General features: G+C 64.5%; 22 protein-coding genes and 1 pseudogene. 11 read left to right on the forward strand and 12 right to left on the reverse strand.

Annotated elements, in window-relative coordinates; genetic code table 11:
* Nucleotides 1-175: 175 nt before the first annotated feature.
* Together HU230_RS18295 and HU230_RS18300 are read right to left on the reverse strand one after the other, a co-directional pair.
* The gene (locus HU230_RS18295; RefSeq protein ID WP_176530455.1) at nt 176-487 is read right to left on the reverse strand and encodes a c-type cytochrome; all 312 of its coding nucleotides are present in this window, start codon (nt 485-487) and stop codon (nt 176-178) included.
* A gap of 273 nt (nt 488-760) precedes the next feature.
* Nucleotides 761-1,063, reverse strand: a complete 303-nt coding sequence (locus tag HU230_RS18300; RefSeq protein WP_176530454.1) for a hypothetical protein — start codon at nt 1,061-1,063, stop codon at nt 761-763.
* Between the two features lie 345 nt (nt 1,064-1,408).
* On the opposite strand from HU230_RS18300, the gene HU230_RS18305 reads away from it, so the two are divergent.
* From HU230_RS18305 to HU230_RS18330, 6 genes are all read left to right on the forward strand, one after another.
* On the forward strand, nt 1,409-1,576 hold the full coding sequence (locus HU230_RS18305) for a hypothetical protein (RefSeq protein ID WP_176530453.1): 168 nt from the start codon (nt 1,409-1,411) through the stop codon (nt 1,574-1,576).
* Between the two features lie 45 nt (nt 1,577-1,621).
* Nucleotides 1,622-1,927 carry a hypothetical protein gene (locus tag HU230_RS18310; protein WP_176530452.1) on the forward strand — a complete coding sequence of 102 codons (306 nt, stop codon included), beginning with the start codon at nt 1,622-1,624 and terminating at the stop codon, nt 1,925-1,927.
* Between the two features lie 1,121 nt (nt 1,928-3,048).
* Nucleotides 3,049-3,603 (forward strand): PAS domain-containing protein, encoded by a 555-nt coding sequence (locus HU230_RS18315; protein ID WP_176530451.1) that lies wholly within the window; start codon nt 3,049-3,051, stop codon nt 3,601-3,603.
* A gap of 135 nt (nt 3,604-3,738) precedes the next feature.
* A complete protein-coding gene (locus tag HU230_RS18320) occupies nt 3,739-5,472 on the forward strand; it encodes an adenylate/guanylate cyclase domain-containing protein (RefSeq protein ID WP_176530450.1) in 1,734 nt (577 codons plus the stop codon).
* Nucleotides 5,473-5,835: 363 nt separating this feature from the next.
* A complete protein-coding gene (locus tag HU230_RS18325) occupies nt 5,836-6,450 on the forward strand; it encodes a tetratricopeptide repeat protein (protein WP_176530449.1) in 615 nt (204 codons plus the stop codon).
* A gap of 147 nt (nt 6,451-6,597) precedes the next feature.
* A complete protein-coding gene (locus tag HU230_RS18330) occupies nt 6,598-7,020 on the forward strand; it encodes a cupin domain-containing protein (RefSeq protein WP_176530448.1) in 423 nt (140 codons plus the stop codon).
* 39 nt (nt 7,021-7,059) lie between these two features.
* Here HU230_RS18330 and HU230_RS18335 read toward each other — a convergent pair whose 3' ends face one another.
* Nucleotides 7,060-8,217, reverse strand: coding sequence for an acyl-CoA dehydrogenase family protein (locus tag HU230_RS18335; protein ID WP_176530447.1), 1,158 nt, complete (start codon nt 8,215-8,217; stop codon nt 7,060-7,062).
* A 148-nt stretch (nt 8,218-8,365) separates the two neighbouring features.
* On the opposite strand from HU230_RS18335, the pseudogene HU230_RS18340 reads away from it, so the two are divergent.
* Together HU230_RS18340 and HU230_RS18345 are read left to right on the forward strand one after the other, a co-directional pair.
* Nucleotides 8,366-10,721, forward strand: a pseudogene (locus tag HU230_RS18340) (Orn/Lys/Arg family decarboxylase).
* Nucleotides 10,722-10,739: 18 nt separating this feature from the next.
* Nucleotides 10,740-11,300 (forward strand): GNAT family N-acetyltransferase, encoded by a 561-nt coding sequence (locus HU230_RS18345; protein WP_176530446.1) that lies wholly within the window; start codon nt 10,740-10,742, stop codon nt 11,298-11,300.
* Between the two features lie 236 nt (nt 11,301-11,536).
* On the opposite strand, the gene HU230_RS18350 is transcribed toward HU230_RS18345, so the two are convergent.
* Nucleotides 11,537-11,758: a dodecin gene (locus tag HU230_RS18350; RefSeq protein ID WP_176530445.1), complete on the reverse strand. Its 222-nt coding sequence runs from the start codon at nt 11,756-11,758 to the stop codon at nt 11,537-11,539.
* A gap of 243 nt (nt 11,759-12,001) precedes the next feature.
* Between HU230_RS18350 and HU230_RS18355 the strand changes: the two genes are divergently transcribed.
* On the forward strand, nt 12,002-12,583 hold the full coding sequence (locus tag HU230_RS18355) for an HdeD family acid-resistance protein (RefSeq protein ID WP_176530444.1): 582 nt from the start codon (nt 12,002-12,004) through the stop codon (nt 12,581-12,583).
* Nucleotides 12,584-12,693: 110 nt separating this feature from the next.
* On the opposite strand, the gene HU230_RS18360 is transcribed toward HU230_RS18355, so the two are convergent.
* Both HU230_RS18360 and HU230_RS18365 read right to left on the reverse strand, forming a co-directional pair.
* Nucleotides 12,694-13,086, reverse strand: a complete 393-nt coding sequence (locus HU230_RS18360; RefSeq protein WP_176530443.1) for a COG4315 family predicted lipoprotein — start codon at nt 13,084-13,086, stop codon at nt 12,694-12,696.
* Between the two features lie 145 nt (nt 13,087-13,231).
* Nucleotides 13,232-13,972: a bestrophin-like domain gene (locus tag HU230_RS18365; RefSeq protein WP_176530442.1), complete on the reverse strand. Its 741-nt coding sequence runs from the start codon at nt 13,970-13,972 to the stop codon at nt 13,232-13,234.
* Between the two features lie 144 nt (nt 13,973-14,116).
* On the opposite strand from HU230_RS18365, the gene HU230_RS18370 reads away from it, so the two are divergent.
* On the forward strand, nt 14,117-15,061 hold the full coding sequence (locus tag HU230_RS18370; RefSeq protein WP_176530441.1) for an ornithine cyclodeaminase family protein: 945 nt from the start codon (nt 14,117-14,119) through the stop codon (nt 15,059-15,061).
* A 75-nt stretch (nt 15,062-15,136) separates the two neighbouring features.
* Here the strand turns inward: HU230_RS18370 and HU230_RS18375 are convergent, their stop codons facing one another.
* The 4 genes from HU230_RS18375 to HU230_RS18390 form a co-directional block, all read right to left on the reverse strand.
* Nucleotides 15,137-15,367, reverse strand: a complete 231-nt coding sequence (locus HU230_RS18375; RefSeq protein WP_176530440.1) for a YrhB domain-containing protein — start codon at nt 15,365-15,367, stop codon at nt 15,137-15,139.
* A gap of 201 nt (nt 15,368-15,568) precedes the next feature.
* Nucleotides 15,569-17,827 carry a xanthine dehydrogenase family protein molybdopterin-binding subunit gene (locus HU230_RS18380; RefSeq protein ID WP_176530439.1) on the reverse strand — a complete coding sequence of 753 codons (2,259 nt, stop codon included), beginning with the start codon at nt 17,825-17,827 and terminating at the stop codon, nt 15,569-15,571.
* Nucleotides 17,824-18,306: a (2Fe-2S)-binding protein gene (locus HU230_RS18385; protein ID WP_176530438.1), complete on the reverse strand. Its 483-nt coding sequence runs from the start codon at nt 18,304-18,306 to the stop codon at nt 17,824-17,826. Before HU230_RS18385 ends, HU230_RS18380 begins: the two co-directional genes overlap by 4 nt.
* A 4-nt stretch (nt 18,307-18,310) precedes the next feature.
* The gene (locus tag HU230_RS18390; protein ID WP_176534972.1) at nt 18,311-19,171 is read right to left on the reverse strand and encodes an FAD binding domain-containing protein; all 861 of its coding nucleotides are present in this window, start codon (nt 19,169-19,171) and stop codon (nt 18,311-18,313) included.
* Nucleotides 19,172-19,456: 285 nt separating this feature from the next.
* Between HU230_RS18390 and HU230_RS18395 the strand changes: the two genes are divergently transcribed.
* On the forward strand, nt 19,457-21,067 hold the full coding sequence (locus HU230_RS18395) for an ABC transporter substrate-binding protein (protein ID WP_176530437.1): 1,611 nt from the start codon (nt 19,457-19,459) through the stop codon (nt 21,065-21,067).
* 397 nt (nt 21,068-21,464) lie between these two features.
* Here the strand turns inward: HU230_RS18395 and HU230_RS18400 are convergent, their stop codons facing one another.
* Both HU230_RS18400 and HU230_RS18405 read right to left on the reverse strand, forming a co-directional pair.
* Entirely contained in the window at nt 21,465-23,474 is a 2,010-nt protein-coding gene (locus HU230_RS18400; protein WP_176530436.1) for an SPFH domain-containing protein, read from the reverse strand.
* A gap of 624 nt (nt 23,475-24,098) precedes the next feature.
* The gene (locus HU230_RS18405) at nt 24,099-25,442 is read right to left on the reverse strand and encodes an IS1380 family transposase (RefSeq protein WP_176530435.1); all 1,344 of its coding nucleotides are present in this window, start codon (nt 25,440-25,442) and stop codon (nt 24,099-24,101) included.
* Nucleotides 25,443-25,774: the final 332 nt, after the last annotated feature.

Below are 25,774 nucleotides of genomic sequence, written 5' to 3' on the forward strand. Positions count from 1 at the left end.
GCGGGCTTAGCCCGAGGAGCACGATGCAAACGCTTTCGAGTATGTCACTGCCCATGACACAACCCCTACAGTTGGGGTTGAAGCCTACGCCCGGGAACCGACCGCACCAGTGCAGATTGTGCCAAGCCGTAGAATCACGGTGATGAGGCCGGCTGCTTATAACCTCGCCTCTGCGCTATTTGCGCAGCGACGCGACGTAAGCGGCGATATCCGCTGCTTCGGCTCGGTTCAGCGGAAAATTTGGCATCTTTGGATGCGGGTCGAGCAGGAAAAGCGCCAGCTTCTCGGGACTAAAATCTGGGTTACGCGCAACTGCAGCAAATGGCGGCACATCGGCGACTGCCTGCTTCTGATCGTCGCTCACCACGTGACAGGTGGCGCACCATCGTTTTGCCAGCTCCGCCCCGTGGTTTGCATCCGCAGCAAGGGCCGCCGATCCGGTCAGTTCAAACGCGACAGCGAAGATCGCTGCATGACAGATTTGCATTGAGCAAGATTCCTACTCGATGGATCGCTTGTACCGCTGATCGGCCACGGCTTGAAGGGGGCAGATGATCGCGATACTCTCGCGCCGCATTGCAGCACGGCCGTATGTCCCTTGTGGGATCGGGGTCGGATCAACTTGGTCGGTGATTGGACGCCTATCCGGATGCCTGAAGAGATCGCGAACGCCAACATTGCGCACTTCAAGACGCTCCTTGAGACGGAAACGGACGCGGAGAGGCGCGCCGCCATCGAACGTCTGCTGGCGGAGGAGGAGCTAAAGGTCGCCGCTTTGCGCAATGCCCGGACCGAGCACAACAAAAAGCGCTGAGTTGGAGGCCTGCCATTCGCGCCAATGGGTTGGATGAATGGCCACGGGGGCCGCCGTCTCCGCGCTTACCCAACCCCGAAGCACACGGCGGCACGGAAAGACAACCGCGTGGGTTTCTCCAGCGTCGAAAACCGCGACTTCGAGATCACGGTCGAACGGTGCGCTCGCTATCGTCTGCCAGTCCATAGCAAAATGGTCTGGCAGTTCCTTGGCAGCGTCTTTGACCTTCATCAATTCAAGCTTGGTCATTGTCGTCGGACACCGCTAACGGACACTCTTTGCTCATCATGGCCCCGAGCATCCTGACCTCATCGAGCATCATCTAGCCCGAAGGAGCCCGTGTTTAAAATTCGGGTGGTGTACGTAAGGGGTTTCCCGGATCAGGGGGATCCGAGTCCGCCCATATCTCGCTGCGCAAGTGCTCGCAGGCCGTCCACTTGATGGCGTCCAGCAAGCATTTACACTTGGGGGCTCTGTTTCGATTTTTGGAGTGGCCTTAGGTTCATATTTGTCGGGTAGCCGACATTTGACTCGCTATTTGCGTTTCCGAGGCGCAGCATAACGAACCTTGGCTCAACCAAAGGAAGTCGAGCCATGCTGAATTTCATTTTTCAGGCGAACATCGCTCACTACAAAGAGCTACTGGCGACCGCGAGCGACGCTGGGAAGATCGCCATGCTCCACAAGCTGTTGGCGGAGGAAGAAGCCAAGCTGGCCGACTTCCATATCAAGCAGGCGAGAGAGAAGGCGGCGGCCTCATGAAGCCGAAGCTTCGGATTCTGCTGTCGGAAACCGTCGGAGTTGAACATGGCCCTCCTCAGACGCGAGTTATACCGCCAAGTTAGAGGCCCTGAGGTCACCCACGCGGATCGTTGCGCGCTGGTCTTCGATACAGACACCAAAAGCTTGTATGTCGAGCGGGAGGTGGCGCATTTGGACGCACGCGTCAGCGGTACGATTGAGATCCAAACTGCCGCAATGGATATCGCGGATTATCTCAAGCAAGGTGGCCAAACAGCCGGGCACCGCGAATTGTGGCGGCTGCTGAGGACACTCTTCAAAGATACTGATGATACCGAAGAGATGATCGGTTACGTGCGCGCGCTCCGATAGCCGCCATCTTACGGGCACGCTTCGCGAGGTTCTTATCGATCTTTTGACTTGCGAGCGTAGGTTTAAAAGCCGGGGCCGCTGGCACCCCGGCTTTTCCGCGCCCAGGTCCGGGCGCATTTTTAGCCATCATCCCATTCTTCGCCTGCTCAGCCATCATGCTGACCACGCGAATGCTCCTCTACCTTTCGGCGTGCGTCCTTTATGCCGCTTTCAAATGTTGCTTCCGGGATCGCAGCCATCTTACGGGCGCGAGGGTGATGGGCCTTTCGGAAACGGAGGGTTTTTCTGCAACCCGCCGTTTAGCTGCAGCGACTTGCGCCTCGTCCATCTGCCGCGCCCTGCGCTTTCGGCTAGGGTGCAGGCTTCGGTTTCGGCGGGGGCGGCGGTTCGTCGTCGGGGGGTCATACCGGAATCCTCTCGCGACGAGATGAGGGACACGTTGCGGTGGATCAGAAGGAGACGGCTGTCCCGAACTGGAAATGCAGTGCGCCATAGAATCGGGGGATAGATAGTCCAAACGTCCCGGCGCGAACCCGTCGGATCGACCCGGAAGCGGCCCTCGGCCGCCGCTCCGACCGCCCGTCCGGACACGCAGCGCGGCTGTCCGGTAGCGTTTTCCGGCCCGTCCGGCGCTCCCGTCGCTGACCGTGCTGCGACGCCCGCGCTGCGGCTGAAGGCGCGCCCGCTGCATTGACCAGGCCAAGGGCTGAATAGGGGCGGAGCTTAAAAAACCGGAAAAACGTCAATAAAAACAAACAAGGGAGGGCGCTGAGAACGCCCTCCCTGATCGGCTGGTCTTCTCGTGCCCCAGAGGGATCGGGAGAACATCCCCACCCCTCCCCGCACGGTGACCAAACTGTTTGACGCCGCCTGTGTACCAACCACGCCGGCGCTTGGGGCAGCCGGCGAACGGGAACGCGCGGACCCTATGCGCAGGTTCCACCGACGCCAAGGACATAGTTAAATTTACGTTAACAACACAAAGCTGCCGATAAGCCGCCCAAACCGCGGCCACGGCATGGACGCTGCACAGCCTTCCCTGCACAACAGAGAAGGGAAGGCGCCTGAGCAAAACCGGGACAGATGTGTCCCGCCGAGCCAGGTGCCGGGCAAGGTTCTTTATGAAACACAGCTCCAGCCGCGAATTCTTCGCCTATTGGAATGCGAAGCGCGGCACTGCGCGTGCACCCGACCGGAGCGAATTCGAACCGTCCGCGGTGCGCGAGCTGCTGTCCGACATCTTCGTGCTGTCCTATGACGGCGAGACCCGCTTTCCGTTCCGCGTCGCCGGCACCCGCACCTCCGCCCTGCTCGGCTGCGACCTCAAGAACCGCAGCTTTTCCGCCCTTTTCACCGACGAGAGCCGCGGCGAGATCGAAGACATCATCACCTGTGTCGTCGAAGAGACCCTGCCGGCCATCGCCGGTGTCACCGCCACGACCGAAACCGGCTCCAAGGCGCACCTTGAATTGCTGCTGCTGCCCTTTACCGCTCGCGTCCATATGCCGGCGAGCCTGACCGGCCTGCTCGCCCCGTTCGAGGATGATGTCACCCGGCTGCACGACCTCGTCCTGACCTCGTGGCGCTACCTGCATCCCCAGGAGCGGCTGGTGCCGCGGACCCTGCGCAAGCTGGCCATCGCGCGCGGCCTCATGGTCTACGAAGGGCTGCGCTAACCCCTGACGCCTGCCCTCGTCCGGCGGCGAGACCGGCCGCGCCGGTCGCTTGCACCGCGGGCCGCGGAACTCTATTAGCTGTTTCGCCGCCATGGCGGGGGTGATCCGCTTATTGCAGCTGCGGCCGGGCTGGGCATGTTTCGCAATTCGATCAGGCAGAAGATCGTCGGCATCGCCGCGGGACTCATCGTCCTCGCGGTGATCACCTCGCTGCTGTCGATGGTGATGGCGGGCCAGGTCGGCCATCTCCTGGATGAGCTCACCAACCGCTACATCCCCGCCTATGGCCATCTCGCCCGCGTCAACATCCGCTCGCTGGAGCGGTCCCTGGCGATGCGCCGGATGATGATGGCGAAGATGCAGGCGGCGGGGGAAGCGAGCGGCTACGACGCGGCGCGCAAGACGTTCGACGAGATCGAGCCCCAGATCAAGCGCGAGGCCGACGCGGCGCGCGTGCTGATCGATTCGATCATCGCCGATCCCTCGACCCCATCGGACAACGCCGCCCTCGGGCGCCTCGATGACCGCATCGACAATGCCGTCAACGACCTCCTAATGCGCCTGAACGCCGAGAACAAGACGCTGCTCGACCAGCTCGACGCCCAGGACTTCGCGGCCGCGAAAGCGACCACGCTCCGCGCAGACGTCCTGCGCGACGACTTCAACAACAAGATCGAAGGCATTCGTACCGACATGCTAGCGCAGGTCGCTTCGGCCGCAGCGAAGGTGATGAGTGCCCAGCAGCGGGCGATCATCATCTCCGGTGTCGTGACCGCGATTGCCGCGATCCTCGGCTTCGTGTTCGCGATGCTGGTCGGCAGCGGCATCACGCGCCCGGTGATGCGGCTGCTGGAGGGCACCCGCGAGGTCGAGGCGGGCCGCCTCGACGGCACCATCGCAATCACGACCCAGGACGAGATCGGCCAGCTCTCCGCCGCCTTCAACCGCATGATCGAGACGCTGCGTCACAACCAGCGCATCCGCGAGACCTTCGGCCGCTACATCAATCCGAGGATCGCCGAGGGCCTGCTCGAGCAGCCGGCGGTCGCCGCCACCGAAGGCCAGCGCCGCATCATGACGGTGATGTTCTGCGACATGAAAGGCTTCACCCGCCTGAGCGAAGGCGTGACGCCGCGCGGCCTCGTCAAGATCATGAACCTCTATCTGTCGACGATGTCCGCGCCGGTCCATGCGCATCGCGGCATCATCGACAAGTATATCGGCGACGCCATCATGGCCTATTGGGGCGCCCCGTTCGTCGAAGAAGCCGAGCAGACCCATCTCGCCGCGCTTGCCGCCATCGACATGATCGGCCAGGTCAACCAGCTGCGCAAGGATCTGCCCGAACTGCTCGGCGTGCGCGCCATCCCGGCCGATTGCGACATCCGGATCGGGATCGCCACCGGCGAAGCGCTGGTCGGCAGCATCGGCTCGGAATTCATGATGAGCTACACCGTGCTCGGCGACACCGTGAACCTTGCCTCGCGGCTGGAAGGCGCCAACAAGTTCTACGGCAGCCGCAGCCTGATCTCGGAGGCCACCGCGAGCGCCTGCGCCGCGACCATCGAGCTGCGCGAGGTCGACCGCCTCGTCGCCGTCGGCCAGACCCAGCCGGTCGCCGTGTTCGAGATCCTCGGCAAGAAGGATCAACTGACGCCGGCGCAGACCGAGTTGCGGCAGCGCTACGCCGATGGTCTCGCCGCCTATCGCGACCGCCGCTGGGACGACGCCGAGCAAGCTTTCGCGGCCGCGCTGGCTGCGGCGCCGGACGACGGACCGTCGATCACCATGAAGGCACGCGTCGCAGCATTCAGGCAAAATCCGCCGGCGGCGGATTGGGACGGCGCCTGGCACCTGGAGCAGAAGTAGCGACACTTGCGGCCCGCATGAGCCAACGGCTCGCGCAAAATGCGCGCCCGATGACGGGCTCCGCGATATGCGGAACGAAAGATCCCGGATATCGCTTCGCTCATCCGGGCTACACGCATTGACGCTGACCTGCCCTTCACACTGCCCTTGTGCGACCAGGCGATTCTAACACCGATGTTAGTTTCGGCTCCGCCGTTCGATGGTGCGAACAAGACATTCGGCGCACGTGCAAGCACGAGCTCCGGAAGCGACAGTGCGATTGTCGCATCGGCAAACAATTTTTCAGAACGCGCGGAATGTCTCTCTCGATCGGGAGTTAGTGCTTCAGATCAATGACTGTCCACGTCTAGTCGGGAGGTGCGCATGATCAAGTCACCGATGAAGCTCGCAATGCTTACGGCATTTCTGACAGCACCGATCATCCTGTTCCCACCGCACACCGCCCTCGCCGCCGGTGGAGGTGGTGGCGGCGGCGGAGGAGCAGGCGGCGGTGAGTTCTACGGGTCGAGCTACAGCACGCCTGCGCCGGCCTATCCCCAGCAGAAGGACAGAAAGACCACGCACAGGGTCAAGAAGCCGATCAAGCAATCCGGCTTCGATGATCCGGCATTCCGCGACGGCTATCGCGCGGCCTATGCGACGATCTACGAACGCAACGACTACGCCGCCGCGATCGATCAGCTGCGCGCGCTCGACCGCGATGATCATCCGAACGTTGCGAACCTGATCGGCTACTCCTATCGCAAGCTCGGCGACTACAAGCAGTCGCAGGTCTGGTACGAGCGCGCGCTGAAGGCCGATCCCAACCACGTGCTGACGTGGAACTACTACGGCCTGTGGCAGATCGAACAGGGCAACCGCGACCAGGCGCAGTATCATCTGCAGCGGATCGCCGAGATCTGCGGCACCGACTGCGAGGAGTATCGCACGCTGGCGGCCGCACTGGAGAAGCCGCCGGGCACGAACCTCGTCTACTGAGCGCACCGGCGCTGAGCCGGCATAAGCGGAATGCGGGATCACTAGATCCGGCCCGGACATCGCATCGCGCGTCCGGGCTGTACGCGCCGTTGGCTTCCTTCGGCGCCGTCCGCTATCGTGGGCACCCGAACCATTCGCGAGCCCGTCATGCCCGACCTGATTGATTTCGGTACGTTGCAGCTCAAATTCCTGCAGAGCAAGGAGACCACCGGCGGCAGCGTCGATCTGTTCGAGATGACGCTGCAACCGAATGCCCGGATGCCGATTCCGCACTATCACGAGAGCTGGGACGAGACGATCTACGGGCTTTCGGGCGTCTCGACCTGGCAGGTCGACGGCAAGGAGATCGACATCGCGCCCGGCGAGTCGGTGTTCATCAAGCGCGGTGTCGTGCACGGCTTCACCAACCGCTCGAACGGTCCGGCGACCTGCCTCTGCCTCCTCAGCCCCGGCGCGCTCGGACCGCAATATTTCAAGGAGATGGCGGCCCTGATGGCGGGCGGTGCCCCCGATCCAGCCAGGATGAAAGAGACGATGCTGCGCTACGGCCTGGTGCCGGTCGCTTCCTGACCGCTCGACGCAAGAAACCTGCACCGCTGGCGGCGCTGCTCAAAACCGCGTCGTGCCGAGCGGCAGGCCGAGCTTCACGCGCCCAACCAGCCCGTAGCTGATCGGGGTCATCGCGACATGCTTGATCGCGGCCTGGACGTCGCGGATCGATCGTTCGAGCGTACCGGTCTCAAAGATCGCGGCCGTGCCGGCGGCCGCCGCGATCATCTCGACGATACGCGCGGCGGTTTCGCCGGCATTGGCGCACGCGATCCGGTGCAGCAGCCTTGCTTCGATCAGGCGCTCGCCTCCGGCCTCGCTCGCGGCCATCAGCTCCGTCATGTCCTCGACCAGCAGCGCCCGCGCCGAGCGCAGCGCCGTTTCGGCTCGGCCGACCATCGACTGGACCAGCTCGCCGTCGCGGAGCTGGCCGACGCCACCGAGCCGCGGCTTCTTGCCCGCGAGCGCGATGAAGGCGTCGAGCGCGCCGCGCGCGATCCCGAGCGGCACGACCGAGACCGTCCACGAAAACGCCGCCAAACCCGGCAGCCGGTACGGGATGCCCGGCTGGGTCGGCTTGAAGTCGACCAGCGGATGGGTGTGGCTGTCAGGCACGAAGCAGTCCTGCATCTCGAAGTCGCAGCTCCCGGTGGCGCGCAGACCGGACACGAACCAGGTGTCGTGGAGGCGGACGTCGGCGCGATCGACGTAGCAGCAGATCGGCGGGCCATCCTTGCCGTCGGGCCCCTTGACGCTCGCCAGCCCCATGAACCTGGTGGCGTGGGGCGCGCCGCTGCCGAACGGCCAGCGTCCGCTGACGCGATAGCCGCCCTCGACTTCGACCGCCGTCCCGATCGCCCCGGTGGCGCTCGCGATGAAGGCGTGCGGATCGGCGAACCAGCCGCGCACCACCTCCTCCGGCAGATAACCGCCGGCCCGGCTCATGCCGCCGCCGTTGCCGACCAGCCAGCCGACCGAACCGTCGAGCGCGGCGGCCGCCTCGACGATCGTCATGAAGTCGAGCGGCGACAATTCCGGCCCGCCCAGCGCCTTCGGCAAATACAGCCGAAACAATCCGGCCTCGGCCAGGGCGCGGACCACCGCGTCGGGAAGCCGGCGCTCGCGGTCGAAATCCGCCCGTTGCTCGGCAATCAAGGGGGCAAGCCGCTCGAGCGCGGCCAAATGATCGGCAACAGCGGAGTTGGCAGGGTGGGGCATGGCGCCTTCCTTTTGCGAAAGCTGGCAATATCGGGAGTTCAACGCGGCGACGCGGATTTGGCCATGGCACCTGGCGTCGCAGAGGGACCGTCATCTCTTTGTCATGAATTGTGCAGACAGGTTCAGCGGACCAGTTTCGGGGACATGCATGGACTATTTCAAACGCTTCAACTTCCTGTTCGCGGCGCCGGTTTTCGAGGCCGACGACCTCGAAGGCATCCGCTTCAACCAGATCATCACCGAGATTGAACGCTCCGGCTTCGAGGTGGTCCGCGCCCGCAAGCTGGAAGATGCCGAGATCGCGGTGCAGACCGATGCGGCGATCGGCTGCATGGTGGTCGACTGGGGCAAGAAGGGTCTCGAGGGCAAGACCGCGGCGCTGATCAACCTGATGCGCCGGCGCGGCCTCGACTTCCCGATCCTCCTGCTGATCCGCCGCAAGCGGTTCGAGGATCTGCCGGTCGAGGTGCTCGATTTCATCGACGGCTACGTGTTCCTGTCCGAGGAAACCCCGCCCTTCATCGCCAAGAACCTGATCTCCAGGCTGAAGCAATATGCCGAGAACCTGAAGACCCCGTTCTTCGGGGCGCTGGTCGATTATGCCGAGGAAGGCAACCAGCTCTGGACCTGCCCGGGCCACAATGGCGGCGTGTTCTACAGCCGCAGCCCGATCGGCCGGGTGTTCGTCGAACATCTCGGCGAGGCGGTGTTCCGCGACGACCTCGACAATTCCGTGCTCGATCTCGGCGACCTTCTCACCCATGAGGGGCCGGCGCTGCGGGCGCAAAAGGAAGCCGCCAAGATCTTCGGCGCCGAGAAGACCTATTTCGTGCTCAACGGCACCTCGACATCCAACAAGGTCGCGCTCGGCTCGCTGGTCACCGACGGCGATCTCGTGCTGTTCGACCGCAATAACCACAAGGCCGCGCACCACGGCGCGCTTCTGATCGGCGGCGGCATCCCGGTCTATGTGCCGACGGTGCGCAACGCCTGGGGCCTGCGGCCCGATGCGCTGGGACCTGCTCGACGAGGGGAGCTTGCGCGACCAGATCCGCAAGCACCCGCTGGTCAAGGACGAGAACGCCTGGAAGAAGGAGCGTCCGTTCCGCGTCGCCGTGGTCGAGCAATGCACCTATGACGGCACCATCCACTCCGCCGAGATGATCCTCAAGCGGATCGGCCACCTCTGCGACTACATCCTGTTCGACGAGGCCTGGGCCGGCTTCATGAAGTTCCACCCGATCTATGCCGGCCGCTTCGCGATGGGGCTCGCCAATCTCGGCCCCGAGGCGCCCGGCATCATCGCCACCCAATCGACCCACAAGCAGCTCGCGAGCTTCTCGCAGGCCTCGCAGATCCACATCCGCGACCGCCACATCAAGGGCCAGAAGCGCCGGGTCGAGCACCGCCGCTTCAACGAAAGCTTCATGCAGCACGCCTCGACCTCGCCGTTCTATCCGATCTTCGCCTCGCTCGACGTCGGCGCGCAGATGATGAAGGGCCGCTCCGGCGAAGTGCTGTGGGACGACACGATCCGGCTCGGCATCGAGCTGCGCAAGAAGATCCGTGCGGTGAAGCGCGAGTTCGAGGAGAAGGAGACGCGCGCGGAGCGGCGCTGGTTCTTCGAGCCGTTCGTGCCGGACCGCGTGATGATCCCCGACGTCGCGCGCGAGAACGGCGTGCACAATGTCGCCTGGGAGACGATCTCGACCGATCAGCTCGCGACCAATCCGTCCTACTGGCAGCTCAGCCCGGGCGAAACCTGGCACGGCTTCCCCGAGCTGACCGCGGGCTTTGCCATGACCGACCCGAACAAGCTCACCTTGCTGACGCCGGGCTTCGACCACGCCACCGGCGCCTATGCCGATCACGGCATCCCCGCGCCCGGCGTCGCGCAATATCTGCGCGAGAACCAGATCGTCGCCGAGAAGAACGACCTCAACTCCCTGCTCTTCCTGCTGACGCCCGGCGTCGAGGCCAGCAAGGCCGGCACGCTGGTGTCCGGGCTCGTCGCCTTCAAGAAGCTGCACGACGACAACGCGCTGGTCGAGGACGTCATCCCCGAATTCTTCCGCCGCCGCCCGCAACGCTACACCGGCGTGCGGCTGCGCGACCTCTGCGGCGACATGCACCGCTTCTTCCGCGACGGCGGCGTCAGCACGTTGCAGGCCAAGCAATTCCTGCCCGAACATCTCCCTGAGATCGCGATGTCGCCGCGCCAGGCGGCGCAATATCTGATCCGCAACGATGTCGACTATCTGCCGATCGACCAGATCTTCGGCCGCATCGCCGCGACGCCGTTCGTGGTCTATCCGCCCGGCATCGCCACCATCGTGCCCGGCGAACGGCTGTCGGAACGCAGCAAGCCGATGATCGATTACTTGCGGATGTTCGAGGCGAGCTTCAATGCGTTCCCGGGCTTCGAGGTCGAGGTCCAGGGCATCTACAAGGAGATCGACGACGCCGGCCGCGTCCGCTTCTACACCTATGTCGTGTCCGAATAGGCCAGCGGACGCAACACAATGGAGAATGATCAAAAGATCACCGTCCGCCCCTCGCGCGACAGCGACGTCGATGCGATGCTGTCGATCTACCGCTATCACATCCGCCACGGCATCGAGGAGAGCGTCGACGATTCCGGCACGCCGGAGCCCGACGACCTGCGCGACCGCCGCAAGAATCTGCGTAACACCCGCCTGCCGCATCTGGTCGCGCTGTGCGACGGCGAGGTGGTCGGCTACGCCTATGTGGTCCAGTTCCGCAAGCGCCCGGCCTATCGCTACACGGTGAAGCATTCGATCTATATTCACCACCGCTTCACCGGCAAGGGCGTCGGCGGCCGGCTGTTGCAGGAACTGGTCGACACCTGCGCGGCGGCCGGCTTCCGCCAGATGATCGGCTACATCGACAGCGACAATGCCGCGTCGCTGGCGCTGCACGACCGGTTCGGTTTCGCCCGCGTCGGCCATCTGCCCGGTGTCGCCTATCGCTACGGCCGCTGGTCCGACACCGTGATGGTGCAGCGCTCGCTCGCCGCCGGCTCGACCGCCCCGCCGCCGCCCGCGCCGCTGTCGCGGCGGTGATGGGGGGAGCCGAGCCCACAACAGTCGTCCCGGCGAAGGCCGGGACGACATTGCGTTGCGTTGCGCGATCTCGAGCAAGTTCGGTGCCATCACCCGCGCATGCGGGCGATCCAGTATTCCAGAGGCGCGCGTGCTTGAGCCGAAACCGTGGCGTACTGGGTCGCCCGGTCAAGCCGGCGATGACAGATGAGGATGCGATACAGCTTCGCGCTCTCGCGATAAGCTGCCTAAGCGCCCTATTCCAGCGTGAAGCCAACCCGCAGCGCCACCTGGTAGTGGCCGACCTTGCCGTTTTCGATATGGCCCCGGGTCTGCACCACCTCGAACCATTTCATTTCCCGGATCGTCTTCGACGCGCGGCTGACGGCGTTCTCGATCGCCGCCTCGACGCTCTTGTCCGATGATCCGACCAGTTCAAGGATCTTGTAGACGTGGTCCTTATCGTGTGTCGTGGGCATGTCGACCTCCTTGGGTGGATGCGCGATCGGGACAATTTGCTCTCCGATCCGGACAGTCCGTCGTCCGATGCGGACCGGCTCTCGTCAAACCGACGAATGCTGCGCGGCAACACACCGGTTGACTTGAATCAACGTGTTGCAACGCCTTTGGTGCCAGCATGCATTTGGTGCCATTTCACCTGCCCTTTGTCCGCACCGGCACCTATGGTAGCATAATCTATTCCAGTATTCGGGAGCGATACGATGTCCACCGCGTCCAGCTCACCCGTCACACCTCCTCACAGCCTCGGATCCGGGCTTGCCCATCTTCGCGCGAAGTGGGGCTGGATCGTCGCCCTGGGCGTGATCTACCTGATCGCAGGCGTGTTCGCCTTCGGCAGCGTGTTCTTCGCCACCGTCGTCAGCGTGCTGTTCGTCGGCGCGATGATGATCGTCGCCGGCGTTGCCGAGATCATCAACGCGTTCCAGTTCAAGACATGGGGCAAGTTTCTGTTCTGGCTGCTGCTCGGCGCGCTCTATGTCGTCGCGGGCTTCATCACCTTCGAGAACCCCCTGCTCGCCGCGGCGACCCTGACGCTATTCCTCGGCATCGCGCTGGTGGTCTCCGGCATCGTCCGCATCTTCCTGGCGTTCGGCATGAACTCGGCGGCGCCGTGGGGAATGGTCGCGATCTCCGGGCTGATCACGCTGGTGCTCGGGGCCATGATCCTGGCGCGCTGGCCGGTGTCGAGCCTCTACGTGCTCGGCATCTTCCTCAGCGTCGACCTGATCTGCGCCGGCGTCAGCTGGATCAGCATGGGCATGGCGCTGAAGCAGCGAGCGTGAAGCGCCAATGTGGGGCGGGTTAGCGTCAGCCTAACCCGCCGCAAATCTCGTACGCGGAGAAAGGGCGGGTTACGCTTGCGCTCACCCGCCCTGCGGTCCTCCGCAACGCCTCAGGGCTGCGCGAGGTGCCAGGCGCCGTTGAGAAAGCCGTCGCCGGTGATGTCGCCGGCCTTCTGGTCCTTGGCGAAGGTATAGAGCGGCCTGCCCTTGTAGGCCCACTGCTTCGAGCCGTCGTCACGCGAGATGATAGTGTAGCCGCCTTCGGCCTTGTCGCTGGCTTCCGCCTTCAGCACCGGCCAGTTCGTGGCACACGGGCCGTTGCAGGCCGACTTGCCTTCGGTGTCCTTGTCGAAAGTGTAGAGCGTCATGCCCTTGGCGTCTGTCAGGACCGAGCCCCTCGCCGTGGTGCCGGTCTTGGTCGGCGGCGCAGCAAAGGCGGCAGACGCGAGTGTGAACGAAGCGGCAGCGGCAGCGGCGAGCGCGAGTGCGAGCGTTGTCTTCATGATGTCTCCCTTTCGAATGCAAATGGCTTGCATGCGTTAGGACGCGCGAAGGCCTCCACTATTCCGCTGGCGGCGCGGAAACAATTTCGGGCCGGGCGACGGGCGTGAGGGGAATAAAGCCGAGAGCGCGTGCCGATACCGGCAGCTACCGCCTGATCTCCTCGGCCGCGCGCACCAGCGGGCGGTCGGAGAGCTGGATCGGGCCGGAAAAGGGCGTGCTCATTTCGAGTATCAGATAGATCGCGGCCGAGATCAGCGCCGCGGCGGCGATGGTGGTCGAGACCACGACCGCATTGCGCGGCGCGCGAAAACCCAGCGTCGCGAACATCAGCGTCAGCCACCCGACCAGGATGCAGATCAGCGGCGAAGGAAACGAACTGTCGGACTGCTCGGCAAAGGTCCAGCGCTGCTGCACCGCCTGCCGGTAGACCGACCGGGCGTCGTTCCACAGCGCGACACTCTGCTCGTCGTCGAACTTCAGCTCGCGGATGCTGGTGCCGACCTCGTCGAGCAAATGTTCGGACACTTCGTTCGCGCGCGAGATCGGGGCATCCTTGAGCGCCTGCTCGACATAGGCGAGCAGCCGCCGGCGCGGCTCGTCGGCGCTGGGGCCGAGCGGCCGCAGGCTGCGGTCGAGCAGGATGAGGTCGGTGGCGAAGACATGCAGGTTGCGGTCAACCGCCACATAGGTATTGGCCGAATTGTTCATCATCAGGCCGAGCAGCAGCGACGGCATGGTGACGAACAGGGTGGCGACCAGGCGTATCGAGGTATTGGTCTCGTCGCTGCGGTGATGGTCCTTGAGCCGGCCATGGATCGCCATGGTCGCAAGCGCGGCGCCGCCGAGCAGCATGAAGATCAGGATGGCGACGACGACTGCAACCACGGCTTGCGAAAACCTGCGAGAGAATCAGGTGCGCAGGATAGCAAGCGCCGCGCGGTGGCGCATGTCCGGTTGACTGGCCGTCCCTACGCGCTATCAGTCCGGAACGCTTTTTGGGGCGTCCGGCGCGCCCGAGGAGAGAAACACGTGCATATTGTCGACGACCGCGAGGTCAACCGCGTCCTGACCTTTCCGATCCTGATCGAGGCGATCGAGGCCGCGCACCGGCGGCCGAAGATCGCCGTCAAGGACGGCTATCTCGGCGACGACAGGGGCCAGCAGCTGGTGACCCGCAGCGCGGTCGATGCCGGCCGCTTCATGATGACCAAGCTGTACACCAGCTTCCCGGGCAACCTTGCGCATGGCAAGCTGCCGGCCGTGCAGGCGGTCTGCGTGCTGTTCGACGGCAATGACGGGCGGCCGCTGGCGGTGATGGACGCCGCGGAGATCACCCATTGGAAGACCGCCGCGGACTCCGCGCTCGGCGCCAAACATCTGGCGCGGCCGGACGCCGAGACGCTGCTGGTGGTCGGCGCCGGCGAGATGGCGCGCTGGCTGGTGCGCGGCCACCGCACGGTTCGGCCGCGGCTGAAGCGGGTGCGGATCTGGAACCGGACCGTCGCGCGCGCACAGGAGCTCGCCGGGCTGCTGGAAAGCGACGGCATCGCCGCCGACGTTGTCACCGACCTCGACGCCGCGACCCGCGAGGCCGACATCATCACCACCTGCACCCGCTCGCGCGAGCCGCTGGTGAAGGGCGCGAACCTGAAGCCCGGCACCCATCTCGATCTGGTCGGCGGCTTCACCCCCGACACCCGCGAGTCCGACGACGAGGCGGCGCGGCGCGCGCGCATCTTCGTCGATCGCCGCGAATCCGCCTTCGACGGCGTCGGCGACATCCTGGCGCCGATCGCCAGCGGCGCCATCCGCGAGAGCGACGTGCTCGGCGATCACTACGACCTCGCGACCGGCAAGGTCGCCGGCCGGCTGTCAGCCGACGACATCACCTTCTTCAAGAACGCCGGCGGCGGGCATCTCGATCTGATGACCTGCGAGACGGTGCTTGCGCAGTTGGGGAAGGAGTTGCGGTGAGCATCGCTGCCCTGCAGGGCGGGTGAGCGTCAGGGTTATCCGCCGCAACTCGATGTACGGGACAGCCTTACCCGCCTACACGCTTGGCCGTTTGACCGACACTTCCCACGGCTCGGCGGTCGAGAGCTTATTCACTCGCCCCTCGCGATCGATAAATATCGGTCCATTTCCGGCGAGAGCCAGACTAATGTCTCCGGTCTCGACATATTCCTTATCGTTATAGAAGAACACCCAGCCCTCTCCGATTTCGATCTCGTCTACAATTATGAATTCGAGATCAACTTGCGCACCAAGGCTGGCGACCAAGTCCGCCGCCAGCGCCCTAGCGTCCTCTCGCGAGGCTGTCACTTCGTACCTTTATCGCTCGACCTGACGCAAACAATTCTGTTCATGCGAACTCACAACTGGGCGCACCGACACGCGAGACGACCCCATCCGGATATCGCTTCGCGCATCGGGAGTACGCAGGAAGAAGCCCGCATGAGCGAAGCGAATGGCTGAACACCCCTACTCCGCGGCTTGCTGCGCCGGTGCGTCCAGCGCCGCCGACACTTTCGGCGGCGACATCGGCAGGCTGTAGAAGCGCTTGCCCAGCGCGTTATGCACCGCGTTGGCGACTGCGGCCATCACCGGCACCAGCGGCACTTCGCCGACGCCCTTGACGCCCTGCGGATGCTTCGGGTTCGGCACCTCGACCAGCGCGCAGTCGAGCATCGGCAGGTCGGAACAGACCGGCATCCGGTAATCGAGGAAGCCCGGATTATCGACCTTGCCGTCCTTGTTGTAGATGTACTCCTCGTTCAGCGCCCAGCCGATGCCCTGCGCGACGCCGCCTTGCAGCTGGCCCTCGACATAGCTCGGATGCACGGCGCGGCCGACATCCTGCACGGCGGTGTAGCGGATCACGCGCACGATGCCGAGATCGACATCGACCTCGACGTCGCAGATATGCGTGCCGAAGCCGCCCTCGGCGCCTTGGGTGTTGAGCTGCACGCTGGCGCCGATCGGGCCGCCCTGCGAGGGCGCCTTCTCGGCAAGGTCCGCGAGCGTCAGCGGTTCGAACTGGCCGGCATTCGGGCTCACCGGGTGCGCGGCGCCGTTCTCCCATTTCACCGCTTCAGGGTCGATCTCCCAGATCTTCGCGGCGCGCTCGCGTAAGGTTGCGATCACCTTGTCGGCCGCCTGCGTCACCACCATCGAGGAGGCGAACAGCACGCGGCTGCCGCCGGTGAGGTTGGAGAAGCCGATCGTCTGGGTGTCGCCGATGATGACGGAGACGCGCTTGTAGTCGATGCCGAGCAGCTCGGCGCAGATGTTGGCGATGCCGGCGCGCGAGCCGCCGATATCAGGGTGGCCCGTCGTGACGACGACGTTGCCGTCCTCGGTGATGTTGACTTGCGCCGAGGATTCACCGCCGGCGTTGAACCAGAAGCCGGAGGCGACACCCCTGCCCTGATATTTGCCGAGCGGCGCGGCATAGTGCGGATGGTTCTTCGCGGCCTCCAGCGTTTCGATATAGCCGATGCGCGGAAACACCGGGCCGTGTGCCGCCTTGGTGCCTTCCTTCGCCGCGTTCTTCAGCCGCAGCGCCAGCGGATCCATCTTCAGCGCCTCGGCAAGCTCGTCGAGCACGCATTCCACCGCATAGGCGCCGATTGGCGCGCCGGGCGCCCGATAGGCCGCGACCTTGGAGCGGTTGGAGCAGACGTCGAACCCTTCCGACAGCACATGCGGAATGTCGTAGGGCGCGAAGCTGCAGCCCACCGCACCGCGGATCGGCGAGCCCGGAAAGGCGCCGGCCTGCAGATAGAAGCTGCCGTGGGCGGCGACGATGGTGCCGTTCTTCTTCGCGCCGATCTTCACCGTGCTCTTCGAACCCGAGGTCGGCCCAGTGGCCCGCATCACCTCCTCGCGGGTCATCACCATCTTGACCGGACGGCCGGATTTTTTGGCGAGCAAGGTCGCGAGCGGCTCGAGATAGACGATGGTCTTGCCGCCGAACCCGCCGCCGATTTCGGCGGGGATGGCGCGGATGTCGCTCTGCGGGATGCCTGTGAGCATCGAGGTCATCGCGCGCACCATGAACTGGCCCTGGCTCGACGACCAGATCGTGGTCTTGCCGTCGGCCGCGACCGAGATCAGGCAGGCATGCGGCTCGATATAGCCCTGGTGCACCGGGCGCGTGGTGAAGGAGCGCTCGATGACGATTTCGGCGTCCTTGAAGCCTTGTGCGATGTCACCCTTCCTGGATTCGATGCGGCCCATGATGTTCGAGGGCTTGCCGTCGAATCTGTTGAACTCGTGCAGGATCGGCGCATCAGGCCTCAAGGCGTCGTCGATCTCGATCGCCCAGGGCAGCACCTCGTAATCGACCTCGATCAGCTTGCAGGCTTCCGCCGCGATCGCCTCCGTGGTCGCGGCGACTGCGGCGACGGGATGGCCGGGAAACAGTGCCTTGTCGCGCGCCATCACGTTGCGGCACATCCAGCGCATGTCCTGGATGCCGAGCATCACCGCGCCCTTCTCGATCGTGAAGTCGACGATGTCGCGCGAGGTGACCACCGCCTTGACGCCGGGCAGTGCCTCGGCCTTCGCGGTGTTGATCGACTTGATGCGGGCATGCGGATGCGGGCTGCGCAGCACCTTGCCCCAGATCATGCCGGGCATGGTGGTGTCGGCGGCAAACGCCGCGCGGCCGGTCACCTTGTCGACGCCATCGGGCCTGATGGTGCGCTGGCCGATCCATTTGTTGTTGACGACGTTCATGGCCTCATCTCCCGCATTTCAGCGGCGGTCTCCATCACCGCGCGGACGATCTTGTCGTAACCGGTGCACCGGCAGAGATTGCCGGCGAGCCAGAAGCGGACTTCCTCTTCGGTCGGATTCGCGTTGCGCGCCAGCAGCGCCTCGGAGGCCACCAGCATGCCCGAGGTGCAGATGCCGCACTGGAGCGCGGCATGCTCGAGGAATTTCTGCTGCAAGGGATGCAGCCTGTCGCCCTTGGCCATGCCCTCGATGGTCCGGATCTCGTGGCCCTCGGCCTCGGCCGCGAGCATCAGGCAGGAGCAGATCAGCCGGCCGTCGAGCGTGATCGAGCAGGCGCCGCAATCGCCGGAGGCGCAGCCCTCCTTGGAGCCGGTGAGCCCCAATTGCCCGCGCAGCGCGTCGAGCATGGTCTCATACGGCTCGCACAGGAATTCGACCGGCTCGCCGTTGACGGAGGTGGTGACGTGCAGTTTCGGCATGGTGCTAGTGTCCTCCGGCGCGCTGGGCGGCGATCGCGGCGGTGCGCTTGAGCAGCACGCCGGCGGTCTTTGTCCTGTAGGCAATGGTGCCGCGCTTGTCGTCGATCGGACGGCAGGCGGCGCGGCACGCCGCAGCAGCCGCTTCCAGCGCCGCATCGTCTAGCTTCGAACCAACAAGCGCCTGCGCTGCCGGTTCAACCAGCAGCGCGGTCGGCGCCACCGCGCCGAGGCCGACGCGGGCCGCGGTGCAGACGCCGTCCTGCAAGGTCAGGCTGACGCCGATGCCGACCACCGCGATGTCCATCTCGGTGCGCGGGATCATGCGCAGATACGCATCGCCCGAGCCCTTGGGCCGCGGCGGGAGCGCAAAACTGACGAGGATCTCGCCCGGCTTGAGGTTGGTCCGTCCCGGCCCGGCCGGCACGTCCTCGACCTTGAGCTCGCGGCGGCCGTTCGGGCCCTGCACGGTGACGACGGCGCCCGCCGCAATCATCGCCGGCACGCTGTCGCCGGCCGGCGAGCCGTTGCAGAGATTGCCGCCGGCGGAGGCCCGGCCCTGCACCTGCTTGGAGCCGATCAGGTTCACGGCCTCGAGCACGCCGGGCCAGACCTTGCCGAAGCGCGCGTGGTCTGCGAGCTCCATGCCGGAGACGGCAGCGCCGACGCGGAAGCCGCCATCGGCGGCCTCAGAGATCTCGGTCATCTCGCCGATCTTCTTGATGTCGACGATCAGTCCCGGCCGCACCAGGCCGGAGCGCATTTGCACCAATAAGTCGGTGCCCCCTGCCATAATGCGGGCGGCACTCCCGGCGGCAGCAAATGCGCCGATCGCTTCATCAAGCGTGCGCGGTGCTACGTATCGGATATCGGTCATGACGGTTCTTCTGGTCTCCCTCGGCTGCTTGTTCCCTCAGGGATGTGCGGGATATGGCCTTATTGCTGGCCGGCAGACCGCAAGCCTACACGGCGGATCGCCGTCCGAACAGCCTGCGAGGTGCGGCAGGAAGCGCAGGCTCCTATGCAGGATGCGCGCTTGCGCGCCTTGCGGGATTGGCGGCACGGCGCTTGCTTGATTTGCTGATCGGATTGGTGAAGCATGCGGCTCGCTGCGGCCAACGTGCCGGCGCAACGACAAATCGGGGGACGGCGAATGGTCGATGTTTCGCGCAGAACGCTCCTCAAGCTCGCGGCCAGCGTGCCGCCGGCGATCGCGGCCCCGGCTCTCCTGTCATCGAGAGCCATCGCCGCCGGCAAGGGCAAGACCATATCGGCGGTGATGCACTCGGACCTGCGCATCATCGATCCCGGTTTCACCACCGCCTACATCACCCGCGACCATGGCTACATGGTCTACGACACGCTGCTCGGCATCGATTCAAGCTTCAAGGTCCGGCCGCAGATGGCGGACTGGACGATCTCCGACGACAAGCTGACCTACACCTTCACGCTGCGCGACGGCCTGAAATGGCATGACGGCGCGCCCGTCACCGCGGAGGACTGCATCGCCTCGCTGAAGCGCTGGACCGTCGTCGACGGCATGGCGCAGAAGCTGGCCGAGTTCACCGCCTCCCTCGAGGCCGGCGGACCGAAGACGATCGTGCTCAAGCTCAAGGAGCCGTACGGCCTGGTGCTGGAGTCGCTGGCAAAGCCCTCCTCCTATGTCGCCTTCATGATGCCGAAGCGGCTCGCGGAGACGCCACCCGGCAAGCAGATCGCCGAGCAGATCGGCTGCGGGCCGTTCAAGTTCGTGCAGGCCGAATTCCAGCCGGGCGTGAAGGCAGTCTATGAGCGGAACGCCGACTACGTGCCGCGCAAGGAAAAGCCGGATTGGCTGTCGGGCGGCAAGGTCGCGAAGGTCGATCGCGTCGAATGGATCACGATGCCCGACGCGCAGACCGCGATCAACGCGCTGCAATCCGGCGACATCGATTTCCTGGAACAGCCGTCGATCGACCTGGTGCCGGTGCTCGAGGCCAATTCCGATCTCACCGTTGCCGTGCTGAACAAGTTCGGCTTCCAGATCGAAGGCCGGATGAATTTCCTGCACCCGCCGTTCGACAATCCCAAGATCCGCCGCGCGGCATTCCTGGCGATGAACCAGAAGGACGTGCTCGACGCCACCGTCGGTAATGCAAAATATTACGAGATCTGCGGCTCCTATTTCGCCTGCGACACGCCGCTCGCGAGCGACGCCGGCGCCGAGACGCTGATCAAAGGCAACGGCATGGCCGAGGCGAAGAAGGCGCTCGCCGCCTCGGGCTATGACGGCACGCCCGTCGTGATCATGATCCCCGGCGACGTGCAGACGCTGAAGGGACCGCCGACCGTCGCAGCGCAGCTGCTGCGCGCGGCGGGTTTCAACGTCGACGCGCAGGTGACCGACTGGCAGACTGTGGTGAGCCGTCGCGCCAGCCAGAAGCCGCCCAAGGAAGGCGGCTGGAACCTGTTCTTCACCTTCACGGGCGCGACCGAGGTGATGAACCCGATCGTCAACAACCAGATCGCCGCGAACGGCAAGCGGGCCTGGTTCGGCTGGCCCGACGACGCCAAGCTCGAGCAAATGCGCGACACCTATGCGCGCGCCACCTCCCCTGAAGACCAGAAGAAGCTCGCGATGGAGATTCAAAAAGAAGCCTACGAGCAGGTGATCTATGTCCCGCTCGGCCAGTTCCGCTTGCCGAGCGCCTGGCGCAAATCGCTCACCGGCGTGCTGGAAGGCCCGGCGCCGCCGGTGTTCTGGAACGTCGACAAGACGGAATAGGATCGGCGGCGCTTCTGCGCGCTGCCAAAATATCGAAAACAACCCCATGCAAAGGAGCCGACGGCCGCCGGCGTTCGACCGGGCAACTTGACACGTCGGGCAAATCAGGCATATATTTCCAATATTCCGAAATCGTGCATGCACCCCTCGCCCGCAATGGCGAGGCTATCGCATATGGGCTCGATTTCCCCCACGAACGCGTCATGCCCGGCCTTGTGCCGGGCATCCACGTCTTGGTTTCCGCGCGAGAAAGCCGCGGATGGCCGGGACAAGCCCGGCCATGACGACTCAGGAAACGGCATCCCAAGCTTCTCGCTGCCATATGCGAGTGCCCCCCGGGAGAGGGAGCACAGCATCTTTGCGGTCGCTCGCTCGACGGCATCGCACGATCGCCGTGTCATTGGCCGTTGGTGCGGCGCGCGGCCTTCGGCGCCTCGTCCTTCAGCTTCTCCAATGCGCCGGGCATCATCTGCCCGAACATCGAGCTCAGCATCGCGGTCGGGATCAGGCCTGCATTGCCGCCTTCACCCGCCTGCCCGCCCGACATCAGGAATTGCGGCACCAGCGGCTGGTTGATCCGCGTCAGCGCATCGGCGAACTTCGCGAAGTTCTGCTCGGCAAGCCGGTACTCCGGCCCGCCATAGGCATCGACCGACAGCTTGGTCGCCTGCGCGTTGGCGGTACCGACCGCGAGCACCCGGTCGGCCTCGCCCTGGCCTTCCAGCCGCGACTGCTCGCCGACCGCGGCTGCGGTCACCTTCCTCGTCTCGGCATCCTTCTGCGCGCGGGCGAGCGCAGCCGCGCCCTCGTTCTCGTGGACCTTGACCTGGATCAGCGACTGCGTGAGTGCGGTCTGCGCTGCCGCCGTCGCCTTGGCTTCGTTCAGCGCGCGCTCCTGCACCGCGGCCTTCTCCTGCTCCTGATAGGTCTCGATCTGCTCGCGTGCGATCTGGCGCGAGCGGAGCTGAATCAGGATGTTCTCGATGGTGTGGTCACCGGGCGCCGCGCGCGGCGTGCCGATCAGGACCTCCTGGAAGTCGAGCGAATAGCCCTCGAACTTCGCTTTCATCACGCGCGCCGATTCTTCCTGGATCGCGGCGCGGTTCTGCAACAGCTCGATCAGCGTCATCTTCTGCGCGATGTTCTTGAAGAACGCGCTGACCATCGGGTCGAGCGTCTGCTCGACCAGCTTCTTCACGTCGCCGAAGCGCTGGATGATCATCGGCGCCTTCTTGTAGTCGATATGCATCACCACCGAGAGCGGCAGCGTCGGCTCGAACGCGTCCTTGGTGATCAGCGAGATCTCCGACAGGTTCTCGTCGAGCTTCATCGCGCCGACCTCGCCGCGCACCCATTTCAGGATGAAGTTGACGGTCGGGATCACCTCGATCTTGCCGGCATAGGTGTTGAAGGCGTACTTGCCCGGCAACAGCGGGTCCTTCCAGACGCCGCGGCTGCCGTTGAGCACCAGCTCACCATGGCGATACTGCTCGCCCGAGACGTCGTCGGTGCGCGGGCCGGTGTAGAAGATGACGACGCCGACATTGCCGACCGGGATCACCGTCTTCGGTACCGCCTCGACGGTCGCGAACAGGCGGTTGATGTACCAGGTGCCCTCGACGATGACCTGGAGCTGGCGGCCGCGATAGCCGCCGGCGAGCAGGAATTTCTCGGGCTCCTGGAAATTGTTGTGGAAGGTCGCAGCATCCCGTAGCTCGATGCCGACTTCGGGCGCGATGATCTCGCCCGGAGGCAGCGACGGGCCGTCATGCACGGTGACGATGCCGACAAGATCGTGATCGGCCGCCAGCACCACCGGCGCAAAGCCCCAGCGCTCGGTGATCGTGAGCTGCATGCTCTCGAGCACGCCGCGTTCCCGCTCGCTGAGCGCATGACCGTAGACGCGCTCATCGGTGATGATCGCGAACTGCGTGGTGTTGATCGCATAGGTACCTTCGCGCAGGACCTTGCGCTGCGGCCCCTTCTGGCCGCCGCCGAGCAGGAAGCGGCGCGCGTCCTGGAAGTCCGACTTGTCTTCGGTGTCGTTGGCGCCGAGCACTTGCGAAGGCTCCAGCGCCGCGCCATCGCGCGCGAACACATAGGCGATCTTGCCCTGGCCGACGGTCACGAGATCCGAGCGGTGGATCCGGTACATGAAGGGAAACATCACGTGCAGGCCGCCGCGCAGCACTTCCGGCTCGTAGCCGGCCTCACCGTTCAGCGCGATGAAGCCGTCCTCGATCGAGCCCTTGATCGCCCACAGCTTCTCGACGATGCCGACCTGATTGTTGGGAATGTAGCGAAATACGTTCGATACGCGCAGCAGGATCACACATGCGACCGCTGCAGCGATCCAAATGGCAGGCTGAGTCAAACCTGAACCATTAAGAAAACCGAGGAAGTCCATAGTCCATCTCCACAATTCGCAACTGGGCGGTTTGGGAGCCCAAACCTGCACCCGAGAATTGCGGTGGGGAGATGTGGTTGGCGGCCCAGGGGCCGCAAGGCGTGAACATTATTCGCACTGCCAATCTTTTTTTGATGACAGCATGAACCGCCGGACTGATCGCGCGACATTGATGCGCGCGAACAATTTGCTGCGATTGCACATCATTCGCAGCAGACCGGCCTTGCGCGATGACTCGGGCGTGGACCGATAAAGGTCCGCTTCCGAGGGTGAAGCGGTAGTTGCTGTAGGTCGATCGTCATCGACGGCTTTTGACCCTAGCCTCGGACAAATAGTCTTCCAGCCGCTCGGAAAACAAAGTGCTCTGACTGCGGTCATCGTCAACGACAAAGCGCGTCATCGAATCCTCCATGTTCTGGGGCACCAGCAAAGTGTGAGTCGACTTGCTCAAATGAAAGGCGCCTAGCCCGTCTTATTCATGATTGCCGGGCGGGGCAGCTGGAACATTTCCGGTCGGGGTGAAGGCGCGCGCGAACGCTTCGGCTTTTTCGCCGCTTTTCGACCCGACTTCGTGAACGCGTTGGAGGACGGCAGCGGGGTGACCGGGGGCTCATGCCCCGCGCGTCAGGGTGCTTGCGGGACCAGAGCGTTTACCAAGCCGCGGAACAGGTCGGCGTCGGGGCACGCCGCAGCGAAGGCGAGACGGACGCGGGTGGCGGTCTCGATGACGCGGGCTGCGATCTTGAGAAGCCTGAGCCTGATCGTGTTGAACTCGGCCGTTGCCAGATCGCGCGGCTTTGGGATGGCATCGCGCACGGCGAGGATGAGCCAATAGGCGGCGGTGTGGAAGACGAGGCGGACCTGGTTGGCGAGCGCCGAGCGGCAACTGGTGCGATCGGAGGCGAGCTGGGTCTTGTGCAGCTTGATCAGGTTCTCGGCCTGTCCGCGAGCGCAATAGAGGCTGTCATAGATCCACTCAGCCGAGCCGATATCCAGGCTGGTGACGACGTAGCGGACGTCGAGCCCTTGTTGGGTTGCCTCGATGCGGGCGACGACGCGGCGCTCACGATGCCAGGAGCCGGCCGCGTGGCAGGTCTCGGTGTAGCCGCGAACCACGATCTTGTTCTCGATCGCACGTTCGGTTCGAAATGCATCACAGACCTCGTCGACCTTTCTGGCGAGCGGCTTCGTGCCGGCTAGCGCGAAGATGTAATCGACGCCGTTTTGCTCGCAAAAAGTCATCGCCTCGGGGCCGGCGTAATGGCTGTCGCCGCGGAAGGTGATACGCGTATCGGGCCAGCGCCGGCGAATGCGCCGAACCAGGCGGCGCAGGTGTGCCCGCACCTCGCGGCCGCTCGGCGTCTTGCCGGGGCGCAGGATGACCGCAACAGGCCGGCTGTGCTCGGTGTCGTAGACGTGGATCGGCAGGAAGCAGTGTTCATCATAATGGGCGTTGAACAGCGAGAGTTGCTGACGGCCATGCACCACGTCGACCGTGTCGTCGATGTCGAGCGTGATTGCGCTCGGCGCTCGCGCGTAGCTGTCCATCCATAGGTCAACCAGCACAGAGCTCAGCCGGATCACCTCGCGCAGGTGTGGTGCATTCTCCAGGCGCGATAGGGTCGGCTGCGAACACAGATCCCGGCCAGTGTCCGGCAGTCGGCCGCAAGCCAGCTTGAACGCCGGATCGCCGCGTAAACGATCGAGATCATTGCCATCCTCGTAGCCACACGCGATGGCGAAGATGCGGGCGCGGATCATATCCGCAAGGCTGTGCACGATGCGTCCCGGATCGCGCCGCTCGGGGAATACGCAGGACAACTTCGCGGCCAAGCCGAGGCGCCGGTCCGCCATGGCCAGAAGCATGACGCCGCCATCCGACGTCAGCTTGCCGCCGTCGAACGAGGCTGTGATCTTCTTGTGGGAAACGGCTGGAAATGAGAACGGCAGACTCGTATCGTCGGTCATGGCGAGTGTGGCGGCCCGGATGCGCGGAGGGTGGGTGTCAGCAACCGAATCCTACGCCATCTCAGCGGCTTACGCCACGCTCGCCAGCCTCTCAACAAGCCGCTGATGAATAAGACGGGCTAGTGCCTGGATCATCGACCGCCCTCGGCATCCATCGGTGACTGAGAGTTTTGTGCTCCCGCCGACACCGCGAGAGCATTCATGCCGAAAAATACGCCCCCACCTCTCTGCAGGAAATGCAGCGAGCCCATGAGATGGCTGCTAGCGCAGACGGGCGGTCGTGAGTTCCGCTGCATTGATTGTGACGGTCCAGATCCACCAAAATCGCCCGA

It is taken from the genome of Bradyrhizobium quebecense (assembly GCF_013373795.3).
Lineage (GTDB): Bacteria > Pseudomonadota > Alphaproteobacteria > Rhizobiales > Xanthobacteraceae > Bradyrhizobium > Bradyrhizobium quebecense.